This is a genomic window from Streptomyces sp. NPDC059900 (genome assembly GCF_050270335.1).
In the GTDB taxonomy this organism is placed as follows: domain Bacteria; phylum Actinomycetota; class Actinomycetes; order Streptomycetales; family Streptomycetaceae; genus Streptomyces.
Map to the genome: position 1 here is coordinate 1 of NZ_JBNNJZ010000284.1, position 10496 is coordinate 10496.

At 70.4% G+C, this 10496-nt stretch carries 12 protein-coding genes and 1 pseudogene; 4 read left to right on the forward strand and 9 right to left on the reverse strand.

The genetic code is table 11. From position 1 onward, the window contains the following. Positions 1–15 precede the first annotated feature (15 nt). The 5 genes and pseudogenes from ACQKIP_RS29015 to ACQKIP_RS29035 all read right to left on the reverse strand — a co-directional run. A pseudogene (locus ACQKIP_RS29015) lies at positions 16–267 on the reverse strand (discoidin domain-containing protein); the annotation flags it as partial. Between the two features lie 89 nt (positions 268–356). After that, positions 357–1445: a DUF1996 domain-containing protein gene (locus ACQKIP_RS29020; RefSeq protein WP_365854066.1), complete on the reverse strand. Its 1089-nt coding sequence runs from the start codon at positions 1443–1445 to the stop codon at positions 357–359. Positions 1446–1988: 543 nt separating this feature from the next. Beyond that, positions 1989–2342, reverse strand: a complete 354-nt coding sequence (locus ACQKIP_RS29025) for a hypothetical protein (protein WP_427744557.1) — start codon at positions 2340–2342, stop codon at positions 1989–1991. A 185-nt stretch (positions 2343–2527) separates the two neighbouring features. Further along, positions 2528–2836 carry a hypothetical protein gene (locus tag ACQKIP_RS29030; protein WP_365854071.1) on the reverse strand — a complete coding sequence of 103 codons (309 nt, stop codon included), beginning with the start codon at positions 2834–2836 and terminating at the stop codon, positions 2528–2530. A gap of 94 nt (positions 2837–2930) precedes the next feature. After that, positions 2931–3161, reverse strand: coding sequence for a hypothetical protein (locus tag ACQKIP_RS29035; RefSeq protein WP_365854073.1), 231 nt, complete (start codon positions 3159–3161; stop codon positions 2931–2933). A 125-nt stretch (positions 3162–3286) separates the two neighbouring features. Here ACQKIP_RS29035 and ACQKIP_RS29040 point away from each other — a divergent pair, with 125 nt between their 5' ends. Further along, entirely contained in the window at positions 3287–4306 is a 1020-nt protein-coding gene (locus tag ACQKIP_RS29040; RefSeq protein WP_365854075.1) for a YdcF family protein, read from the forward strand. A gap of 5 nt (positions 4307–4311) precedes the next feature. On the opposite strand, the gene ACQKIP_RS29045 is transcribed toward ACQKIP_RS29040, so the two are convergent. Both ACQKIP_RS29045 and ACQKIP_RS29050 read right to left on the reverse strand, forming a co-directional pair. Continuing rightward, positions 4312–4983 carry a hypothetical protein gene (locus tag ACQKIP_RS29045; protein WP_365854077.1) on the reverse strand — a complete coding sequence of 224 codons (672 nt, stop codon included), beginning with the start codon at positions 4981–4983 and terminating at the stop codon, positions 4312–4314. A 97-nt stretch (positions 4984–5080) separates the two neighbouring features. After that, positions 5081–5872: a LysR family substrate-binding domain-containing protein gene (locus tag ACQKIP_RS29050; RefSeq protein ID WP_365854079.1), complete on the reverse strand. Its 792-nt coding sequence runs from the start codon at positions 5870–5872 to the stop codon at positions 5081–5083. 58 nt (positions 5873–5930) lie between these two features. Here ACQKIP_RS29050 and ACQKIP_RS29055 point away from each other — a divergent pair, with 58 nt between their 5' ends. Further along, complete coding sequence (locus tag ACQKIP_RS29055; RefSeq protein WP_365854081.1) at positions 5931–6329, forward strand: DUF5997 family protein; 399 nt, start codon at positions 5931–5933, stop codon at positions 6327–6329. A gap of 150 nt (positions 6330–6479) precedes the next feature. Beyond that, positions 6480–7250, forward strand: a complete 771-nt coding sequence (locus tag ACQKIP_RS29060) for a YqjF family protein (RefSeq protein ID WP_365854083.1) — start codon at positions 6480–6482, stop codon at positions 7248–7250. Between the two features lie 37 nt (positions 7251–7287). Here ACQKIP_RS29060 and ACQKIP_RS29065 read toward each other — a convergent pair whose 3' ends face one another. After that, entirely contained in the window at positions 7288–8658 is a 1371-nt protein-coding gene (locus ACQKIP_RS29065; protein ID WP_365854085.1) for an SLC13 family permease, read from the reverse strand. Between the two features lie 248 nt (positions 8659–8906). Beyond that, the gene (locus ACQKIP_RS29070; protein ID WP_365854087.1) at positions 8907–9698 is read right to left on the reverse strand and encodes an IclR family transcriptional regulator; all 792 of its coding nucleotides are present in this window, start codon (positions 9696–9698) and stop codon (positions 8907–8909) included. 96 nt (positions 9699–9794) lie between these two features. Here ACQKIP_RS29070 and ACQKIP_RS29075 point away from each other — a divergent pair. After that, positions 9795–10496 (forward strand): pyridoxal-phosphate-dependent aminotransferase family protein (locus ACQKIP_RS29075; protein WP_427744561.1); only part of this gene is annotated, 702 nt, incomplete at its 3' end.

Here is a 10496-nt window from a genome sequence, read left to right on the forward strand (position 1 = left end):
ATTACCAAAAGTCTAGACGCCCAAGGACCTAAAATAATACAAATACTTGTCGGCGTCGGCGACGGACGGGCCCCAGGTCAGGCCCTTGACCTGATACGGGGAGCCGTCGACGGTCAGCTGCCAGTTGCCTTGCGAGCCGGTCACCTTCACGACGCTGCCGGCCGCGTGGGCCTGCTGTGCGGGCAGCACGAGCGCGCCGGCCACGAGCAGGCCGGCGGCCGCGGGGGCCACGAGGCGCAGGGAGAGGGAGGTACCTGGTCTGGGCATGGGGGTCTCCTGTGCGGGGGGATGGGGAGGGTGCGGAACGGGGGCACCTGCGAAGGGCGGAAGGGAGCCCCGCCCTTCGCAGGCCGAGGTCACGGCAGTTCGTAGTTCTCGTCGAGTGCCGCGCCCGCCTCGGGGTGCGTCTGGTCATAGCCGCGCGGGTCGCACTGCAGGCCGCCGACGATGCAGTGATCCACCAGCGCCTTCAGCGTCGCGTCGTCCCACGCATTGAAGAAGTCGTAGTGGAAGGAGTGCCCGGTGCCGCTCGCCAGGCGGACCTTGGACATGTCCCCGTTGACGGGGAACGCCATCTTGAACTCGACCATCGGCAGGGCGACGGGATGACTGGTCGGGCACACGTTGTCGTTGGTGCCGTTCTTGACCACCGGGTAGGACATGTGGCTCTGGTGGTCGGGCGAGTCCAGCGTCTTGCCGTCCCAGCAACTGGGCGCCTGGAAACGGATGTTCAGCTGCGTGTCCCGGCTCGTGGGGCAGTTCTTGGGGAAGTCGACGTTGAAGTAGCTCTCCCCGCACTCCCACCCTTCGACGAACCCGCGGTGGTTGCGGAACTCCTGGGCGCTCTGCATCGGGCTGCCGACGACGAACCGGAGCCCCTTGGGGAACGGCCGCACGCTCGTGTAGTCCGTGACCCCTGCCTTGTAGTAGATCGTCTGATCCCCTACGGGCCGGACCTCCTTGTCGCCGTTGTACAGCGTGGGCATCCAGTACGCCGACCTGTCGCCGGGCGCCAGGCACTTGGTGGACCCGGCGTCCAGCGAGGACGTGGTGCTGTTGGCGTTCGTCGTGGTGTTGCCCATGAACGTGTGGTCGTGCGACTTGCCGGGCTGGCCGGGATAGACGATGGGGTCGTCGGGGGCGGTGTGCGTCACCGAACAGTGCGCCTGGAACTCGTGGAAGTAGCGGTGCGGCGGCGCATCGGCGGACGGCTTCGCCGCTGTGACGGGCGACTTGGCGGGGATGTACCCGTCCTCGTCGGTGTCCTCCGCCGACATGCGGGTGGACGCGGCCATGGCGTGCCCCGCGTGCGCCGCCTGCGCCTCCTGCGTCCGGGGCTGCGATGCATTGTCGGCGCTCATCGCGATGCCGCCGATGCCCAGTGAGCTCAGTATCAGGGCGCCCGCTATCAGCGCTCCCGAGATCGTTCTCGATCTCCGTGCCATGGAGACCTCCTGCCACGTGGAAAGGGATGGGGGGACCGGCCTGCCGGGAGCCGTGGCCGTGCGCTCCCGGAGACCGGGTGTGGAGGGCTGCGGGCACCAACCGGGCACCCTCAGCGACGAGTTGCGGAGCGCCCGGACGGAAAGGGAGCTTGGGAGAGCGCTCTCCCGGAGTGTTCCCATCGTGACACGAGCGTGTCAAGAGAAGATGAACGACTAGCTGCCGACGAGGGCTGCTCGACGGCGCGCGGATGGTGTACGCGACTGACCTCGCGCCCGGCGCATGCGATCCGCGGAAGGCAACTTCCCTGAGGTCAGAGGGTGTTGGCGAACCAGGGCAGCGACTGCGGCGATCTCGGCGACGGCTCGGCGCGGCCCTTCACGCGAACTACGGCGCCGGATCACCGGCGTTGACGTATCGGCCGGCCGCATGCAGGATGCCGTGCCAGGAGAGCGCTCTCCACACAGACGGCAGGCCCATCGGGGAGTTGCACCACCCCCGATGGGCCTGCACCGCACTGCTCGCTCAACCGTTCGCTCAACTGCTCAGCGGAACGTATGGACCAACTCGATCTTGCCGACGATGTGAGCGTTGAAGTCGTCGAGCTCCTCGGCCGGCACCCACAGTTCGAGGATCGTCCGGCCCCCCGCCTGCTGGACGGGGTAGCGGCACAGGAACGCGGAGTCGACCTCGAAGCGTGTGACGTGGCCGCAGCCGTCGTGCTTCACGTTCCAGTCCCTGGCGATCCTGATCGCGTAGTCCTCGTTGAGGACGGGGTAGAAGATCGGCTGCTCGGGCAGCCGGGGCGGCCAGGCGCGCCAGTCCGACTCCCGGACCAGGTCCAGCTCCTTGGGGCCCGTCGGGCGCCAGAGAGTCGTCGTCGCGGAACGGCCGGTCATGAGAAATCCACCTCTGTCTCGGGGCCGCTGAAGCGGCTGGTCAGGAGGTGGACGATACCGGTGCGGTGCGGGTGCGGGCCACGGCGTTTGGGCGGCGGGCACGGGGGCGATTCGGTGCGGGCCCGGGCTTCGCCGCGAGCCCGGGATGGGCCGGGCCCGCAGCGAACCAGTGTCGTGAGCCGCCGTCAGCCGCCGTCGCACCGGAGGTCTGCGGGCCGCATGTAGCCGAGCTTCTGGCCGTTGTCGGTGCGCGAGACCTGCCAGAGCGCGTCCGCGCCCTGGCGGGTGCCGTTCACCGGAGTGCCCGGGTCGAGGTGGCCGACGATCTCGGTCCACGGGTTGTCGCCCGCGTAGATCGGGGCATCGGCGTGGGTGGCGAAGCAGGTGCCGCCGGCCGCGGCGGTGCCGCCGAGCATCGGGAGAGTCAGCAGGCTCAGCGCCATGACGGCCGCGAGTCGCGCCGCGCTCCTGCGGGCCTGTCGGGTACGGGACATGCGGGTCCTCCTGGTGCGGGCGGGAGTGCGCGCGGCGCGGGGCCGGGACGTCCGCCCCGGCCCCGCGTACGTTGCCGCACGGCTACTGGGTGCTTCAGAGCCCCTGGGTGCTGGAGATGTCGGGGGCGACCACACCACTGTGCGCACCGGGCGCGGGCGAGTCCGTGTCGACCCACTGCTGGGCCTCGCCGAGGTCGTCCAGGACCCCCGCGGCGTGGGCAGGCTCCCTGGTGTCCGCGTTGTCCGCTCCCGGCGGCGGGCTGATCGCGGCGATGACGGCTCCCGCGGCGAAAGTGGCAACGGCCAGTACGCTTCGCTTCTTCATACCGGGGTCAACTCCCGACGCCCGGAAAGGGCACGGCCTGCCCCCGGAGATCACCGCAGCGGACGCCTTCGCTTCCGGGCCGGGCCGGGGGTGGCGCGCCGGCGCACGACGCCTACGCTGTGCGGATGTTGGTCTACGCCCCCGCGGCGCTCCTCTTTCTCGTCTTCTGTGTGCGCGTGGTGCGTGAGCGCAGGAAGTTCAGCAATGCCGTGATCCTGGGGCTAGCCGCGCTCTTCGGTCTTGCGGGGTGGCTGTTCCAGCTGGTCAGGTCCGGCTCGGCATCGGGTGAGGCGGTCGCCTGGACGCTGCTCGTCCTGGGGTCGCTGAGCATCCTCGTACTGACGTGCCTACTGTTCCTCAACGGCCTGCAGATGGTGCGCAAGGAGGGCAGGAGCCCTTCCAATCTGCTCTCGCTGCTTGCCGCGTTGTGCATCCTGGCCGTCGTGGGGCTGGTGGTCGCGGCCGTGGTCCTGCGCACGCCGGTATGGGTCGGGGTGGGGACGGCGGCCGGCGGTCTTGCCGTCTATCTCTCGTTCCTGTTCCTGTGCTTCGTCTGCTACGCGTTTCTCTACGGGCGGCTGCGGGTGCACCGCAAGGCCGATTACGTGGTGGTACTCGGCTCGGGTCTGATCGGAGGCTCCACCGTGCCGCCGCTGCTGGCCAGCCGTCTCAAGCGGGCGCTGTCGGTGCATGCGCGGCTCGCCGAGCGGGGCGAGGCCCCGGTGCTGATCACTTCGGGGGGCCAGGGTCCTGACGAGGACCTGCCGGAGTCCCACGCCATGGCGGACTACCTGGTCGACCGCGGGTTTCCCGCCGACCTGATCGAGCGGGAGGACCGCTCGACGACGACCGACGAGAATCTGGCGTACAGCAAAGCGATCATGGAGAAGGCGCGACCGGACTACCGGTGCGTCATCGTCACGAACAACTACCACGCCTTCCGCGCCGCGGTCACCGCCCGTCGGACCGGCATCAACGGCCACGTGGTCGGCTCCCCCACCGCCGCGTATTTCTGGCCCACCGCGACGATCCGCGAGTTCACCGCACTCCTGGTCGCCTACCGCCGAACCAACCTGGCCATCTGCCTGCTGTTGGTCCTGGGCGGGGTGGCGGCCTGGTGGACACAGCAGTACGGCTCGGGGTGACCGGCTCAGAGGTAACCGTCGCGCCTCGGCGCCGGGGGGCCATCGCCCTCTGCGGAAGCCGAGGAGTTCGGTGGGTCGTCGCCGTCGACGGGATCAGGCACCGGCGGGCCCGCGGAATCGAGGCTGCCGCGGTTGCCGGACTGCACACGGCGGGTGTCGCGCCACGTGTTGTACGCGGCCATCCCGGACAGGAACGTGCCCGCGCCCACCCCGAGTCCGGCTACTGCCCCGAGGATCAAGGTCGCGTCCTCGACGACACCTTGGGCTGTCCTGATCGGGCCGGGGCCCGGACGGTCAGCGTACGAAGGGCTGGGCTCCGGCCTGCCAGGGCTGGGGTGGCCGGCGGCCGGCCGGGTCCCGTCCTCGAATGGCGTGGGCGGAACATCTGTGCCCCCCAGCATCGCAACCCCGCCGAGGGTCCAGACCGCCACGACCGCAGCGATCCCGTGCCGCATCGGGCGGCGGTATCCCGTCTTGTCCTGCCTCGCTCCGATACGAGGCGGGTGCCCCTTGCCGGCTTCGGCCGGAGTGCGGTTCGCGCGGTACGCCGCAAGGGCGGCGCTTTCGCCAGGAAGCTGCTCCGCCTCATGCGACGGCAGGGATTCCAGGGCCAGCAAGTACTTCCTGAGCCTTTCCGACTCCACCTGCAACTCGGACTCTGACGTCGTCACCGGCACCTGGCCCTCACCTCCACGCCCTGTCAACGACGCTGCTGCGGCGACGTTTCACGTTGTGCGCAGACACCGGCTCATGAGTACCGAGCGCGCCAGCACGCTAGGGACGGCGGCGGGGTTTGCCGCGCTTGGGGTTCTTTGAGGATCCGCTCTTGGCGGCGCCGCCTGAAGAGTTCCGGGGGTTCTTGGCGGGCTTGCCCGTCTGCTTGGCCTGGGTGGGCTTGCGGCGGGCGGCTGCCTTGTCGGGGGTCTTGCGCTTTTGCTGGTCCCCGGGCTGCGTGCGGCCCCGGGAGCTGTTGACCGTGCGGCCTCGGACGATGCCGATGAAGTCCTCGACCTGGTCCGTGGTCGCGTCTTCCGGCCACGACAGCGCGATCCGGGATTCGGGGGCCTCGGTGAGCGGGCGGTAGGTGAGGTCCTTGCGGTGGTGGAGGCGGGCCAGCGATTGGGGGACGATCAGGACGCCTACGCCTGCGGCCACCAGTTCGACGGCGTCCGCCGTCGTGGCGGGGCGCTCGTTCGCGGGGCGCCCCGGCAGGCCGCCGGCCCAGTCCAGGGTGTCGTCGAGGGGGTGCAGCACGATCTCGTCGGCCAGGTCCTCCGGGGACACCTCGTCGACCGCCGCGACGACGTGGTCCTTGGGGATCACGACGACCGTCGCCTCGGTGTAGAGGGGGATCGCGCTGAGGTCCGTACCGTCGACCGGCAGCCGTACGAAACCGGCGTCGGCGCCGCGTTCCCGCAGGAGCCCGCACGCCTCGCCGGGAGAGACCGCCACGAGGGTCAGCGGCACGTCGGGAAGCCGCTCGTTCCAGATCCGCACCCACTTGGTGGGTGTCACCCCCGGGACATACGCGAGCCTGAACGAAGGGGTTACTTGCGAGTCTGTCACTCCGCCAGGTTACCGGTCGTGGTCGGCGGTAGCTCACACGCTCGATACCCTGGTGACCATGACGTCGCACCAGACCGCCCAGACCATGAAGCCCGCGACCGCGGCGAAGAAGCTGGGTGTGTACCTCGAGGCCACCCCCGCCGAATTCCAGGAGGGTGTCGTCTCGCGCACCGAGCTGAACGCCCTGCAGACCGAGCCGCCGGAGTGGCTGCAGGAGCTGCGGCGCAACGGCCCGCACCCCCGTCCGGTCGTCGCGTCCAAGCTCGGTGTGTCCATCGCCGGTCTCGCGCGCGGCGGGGTCACCGAGGCCCTCACCACGGAGCAGATCGACGCGCTGAAGACGGACAACCCGGAGTGGCTGCAGAAGGAGCGCGCCACCCAGGCCGAGGTCCGCAAGGAAACCGTACGGATCAAGGAGAAGAACGCCGCCGAGCAGGAGCGCCGCTCGCGTTCCTGAACCTCGCACGGACCCGAGCCCCCGGCCCTGACCCGATCAGCCGGGGGCTCAGTCGTGGCCCCGCACCGGGTCGGCGGCGCCCGGGCCGCCCGCCGCCGCGAAGCCGGGCCCCGTGCCGGGCGCGGCGAGGGCCCCTGCGATCCTGGATGCGTGGTCCTCACCCCCGCCGTACCGGAACCGATTACCGCCGATCCGCCCGCCGCCGCCTCCACCGAGAACCCGCTGCTCACGCAGTCGTGGCTGGACCTGGCCTTCGTGCACTGGGCCGTGGATCCCGCGGACGTGGCGCCGCTGCTGCCGGCCGGGACGGTTCCCGATCTGCACGACGGGGCGACCTATGTGGGCCTGGTCGCGTTCCGCATGCACCGGGTCGGCTGGTTCCGGCTGCCCGGCATCCCCTATCTCGGTACGTTTCCCGAGACCAATGTCCGCCTCTACTCGGTGGACGCCCACGGCCGCCGCGGCGTCGTCTTCCGCTCCCTGGACGCCTCGCGCCTGATCCCGGTGGCCGTCGCGCGCGGTGCCTTCCGGCTGCCGTACCAGTGGTCGCGGATGAGCATCCGGCACAGCGGCGACACCGTCACGTACACCAGTGCCAGGCGCTGGCCGGGGCCGCGCGGTGCGCACAGCCGCATCGCTGTCCGGGTGGGCGAGCGGGTCAAGGAGCCCACCGATTTCGAGCACTTCCTGACGGCCCGGTGGGGCATGCACAACACGTTCTTCGGACGGCAGATGTTCCTGCCGAACGCGCATCCGCGCTGGCCGCTGCACCGGGCCGACCTGATCGAGTGCGACGAGGACCTGGTGACGGCCGCGGGGCTGCCGCGGCCGTCCGGGGACCCGGTGAGCGTGCTGTATTCGCCGGGCGTTCCGGTCCGTTTCGGGCGGCCGGCCCGGCCCGGCGGTATCCCCACTCCCTGACGGGCGGCACGGGGCGTACGGCTGCGGCGTTACGGCCTCACAGCGAGGTCGGCACGACGAACAGGCCCCAGGTGACGAGTGGGCCGACCAGGCTGATGCCCAGGCCCCAGGCCATGAGGCGCCGGAACACGAAGTCCCTCTGGTCTGCCGGGGTGTTGGCGGTCACCAGTGCTCCGCTGGTGGAGAACGGCGAGGCGTCCACCACGGACGCGGAGATGGCCAGGGCCGTGATGAGCCCGACGGCTCCGACCTCGCCGGCCAGCAGGAAGGGCACGGCCAGCGGGATCAGCGCACCGAGCATGCCGGTGGTCGAGGCGAAGGCGGAGACCAGGGCGCCGATGAGGCAGATCAGCAGGGCTCCGACGAGGGGTGCCTGGATGGAGGCGACCTGCTTGCCGAGGTAGTCGATGGTGCCCATGCGCTCCATCTGGCTCACGTAGGTGACGATGCCGCAGACCAGGAGCACGGTCGACCACGCGCACCGGTCCACGGCGCCGGTGACCGACTTCGGGGAGACGAGGGAGAGGACGACCGTGATGGTGAGGGCCATCAGGCCGACGTCGAGGTCGAAGAAGAGCGCTCCGGCGACGAGGCCGAGCAGCCCCAGGAGAGTGAGCGCGCGCGGGCCGTCGAGTGTGAGGGGTTCCTCCGGAGCAGCCGTGGAGGTGACGGTGGCGACGGCGCGGGTGCGCCGGGGTGCGCCGCCCGCCTCGACCAGCTCTCCGCCGGTCGGCGGCGGGGCGTCGCGCCGCTGACTGCCGCCGCTCCCGCCGCCACCGCCGCTCGTGGTCTCCGCGCGTTGCCCGAGCAACTGCCGGCCGCCGAAGGCGAAGAAGACGATGACGCAGAGCGCCACGTTGAACAGGAACGAGGCGGTGAACAGCAGGGCGGGGTTGCCGGGCAGCTGGTTCCGCTCGACCACGTTGTTGGTGATGCTGCCGAACACGCCGATCGGCGAGAAGCCTCCGGCGCTGGCTCCGTTGCAGATGAGCAGCCCCATGAGGACGGGGTTGATGCCGTAGGCGGCGGCGAAGCCGAGGCCGATGGGGGCGACGATGCCGACCGCCGCCGGGGTGACCGCGCCGACCGCGGTGAGCAGGGCAGTGACGAGGAACATGACCCAGGGGATCAGGGCGATCCGGCCGCGCACGGCTTTGACCGCGGCGTTGACGAGCCAGTCAACGGTGCCGTTGTTCTTCGCTATGGCGAATAGCAGTGTGACGCCGACCAGGACGACGAACAGGTCGCCGGGGAAGCCGGAGAAGAGATCGTCCGTGGACTCGTCCGCCACGGTGGAGCCGACGATGAACGCGGCCACGAGGGCCAGCGCGCCCAGGTGGACGGCGGAGAAGGTGGCGATGGCGAAGACAAGGACCAGGGCGATGATGGAGATGACTTGATCTGACACGAGGGCTCCCTTGCCGTCGGCCGATGGTCATGTCGCGGTGCGCCGGGGCGCGTGTCGTGGGGTGCGCGCGGCGTCGGGGAGTGCGCGGTGCATGAGGGCGCGCACGGACGTCTCCCGGTGGGCGGAGGAGCCCAAGGGAGATAATTAATTCCGCCTGGCGGAATTGAGCTTTCGCAATGGGGAGTATTGGAGCGGGCTTCCCGCAACGTCAAGGGGCGTGCCCGAATGCGTTGCGCGGGCGGATCGCGCTATCCGCCGGTCGCGGGTCCGGCGGCAGGACCACCCGCGCCGCCCTGCCGCGGATGCCCCAGAGCCGCGCTGACCTGCCGGGCCGTCTCGCTGACCAGCGCGCCGTACTCGGCGCTGGCCTCGGGCGTCATCCGGCTCGTCGGCATGTTGACGCTGATGCTGGCGACCGGCGTCCCCGACTCGTCCCACACGGCGGCGGCGACCGCGGAGACGTCGTCGCGCCATTCCCCGCCGTTGGTGGCGTACCCCCGCTCCCTGATCCGCGCGAGTTCGGCAAGGAGGCGTTCCTTGTCCGTGATGGTCGAGCCCGTGAACCCCTCGAGGCCCAGGTCCAGTTGGCGCTGGACGGTCTCCGGGGGGCTCGCCGCGAGGACCGCCTTGCCGTTCGCCGAGGCGTGGATGGGCAGTTGGGTACCGAGGGCCAGGATGATGCGCACCGGCTTGGTGGTCTCCAGGCGCTCGATGAGGACCACCCGGTCGCCGTCCGGGACGGTCAGGTGGACCGTTTCGTCGATGCGCCGCCGCAGCTCTTCCATCAGCGGCACGGCGACGTCGCGCAGACTCAGCTCCCCCGTGGCACGGCGGCCGACCTGCAACGCTTTGGTGGTCACGACCCAGCGGGTGACCTCTCCCCCGGCCGGGCGGATCCAGCCCGCCGCGTGCAGCGTGCGCAGGGCGCGCTGTGCCGAACTCTTGGGCAGCTCCAGGCCGCGGGCCAGGTCGGCGACCCCGATCGGCTGGCGTGCCGCGACCTCTTCGAGCACCCGAAGTGCGTTGAGAACGCTCTGCATCCGTTGACTCCCCACGCGGTCGGCCCTACGCTCCCCGTGCCACCTTACGACACACCGTGCCACAATGCGGCACGCTTTTCAAGGGAGTTGGCCACAGTGACCTTCCAATCCGGGCGGCACTTCCTGCAGATACCGGGTCCCACGAACGTCCCCGACCAGGTCCTCCGCGCCATCTCGGCACCGACCATCGACCATCGCGGCCCCGAATTCGCCGCCCTGACCTCGGAGTTGCTCGACGCGCTGAAGCCGGTCTTCGGCACCTCGGGCCCAGTGATCGTCTTCCCCGGCTCCGGCACCGGCGCCTGGGAAGCGGCCCTGGTCAACACCCTCAGCACCGGCGACCGCGTCCTGCACGTGGAGACCGGCCACTTCGCCACGCTCTGGCAGCAGATGGCCGCGGGCCTCGGGCTCCTGGTCGACTTCGTGCCCGGCGACTGGCGCCACGGCGCGTCCCCCGAAGCGATCGCCGACCACCTCGCGGCCGACAGCGCCCGTACGATCAAGGCCGTCTGCGTGGTGCACAACGAGACGTCGACCGGCGTGACCAGCCGGATCTCCGAGATCAGACAGGCGATGGACGCCACGGGACACCCCGCGCTGCTGCTCGTCGACACCATCTCCTCGCTGGGTTCGATCGACTACCGGCACGACGAATGGGGCGTCGACGTCACGATCGCCGGATCGCAGAAGGGGCTGATGCTCCCGCCGGGGCTCGGTTTCAACGCGGTGAGCGAGAAGGCCCTCGCCGCCTCCCGCACCGCGCGCCTTCGCACGTCCTACTGGGACTGGCAGCCCTAC

Coding starts and splice junctions, on each gene's coding strand:
- ACQKIP_RS29020 (WP_365854066.1), bottom strand. CDS start 1,445: ATGGCACGGAGATCGAGAACGATCTCGGGAGCGCTGATAGCGGGCGCC.
- ACQKIP_RS29025 (WP_427744557.1), bottom strand. CDS start 2,342: ATGACCGGCCGTTCCGCGACGACGACTCTCTGGCGCCCGACGGGCCCC.
- ACQKIP_RS29030 (WP_365854071.1), bottom strand. CDS start 2,836: ATGTCCCGTACCCGACAGGCCCGCAGGAGCGCGGCGCGACTCGCGGCC.
- ACQKIP_RS29035 (WP_365854073.1), bottom strand. CDS start 3,161: ATGAAGAAGCGAAGCGTACTGGCCGTTGCCACTTTCGCCGCGGGAGCC.
- ACQKIP_RS29040 (WP_365854075.1), top strand. CDS start 3,287: ATGTTGGTCTACGCCCCCGCGGCGCTCCTCTTTCTCGTCTTCTGTGTG.
- ACQKIP_RS29055 (WP_365854081.1), top strand. CDS start 5,931: ATGACGTCGCACCAGACCGCCCAGACCATGAAGCCCGCGACCGCGGCG.
- ACQKIP_RS29070 (WP_365854087.1), bottom strand. CDS start 9,698: ATGCAGAGCGTTCTCAACGCACTTCGGGTGCTCGAAGAGGTCGCGGCA.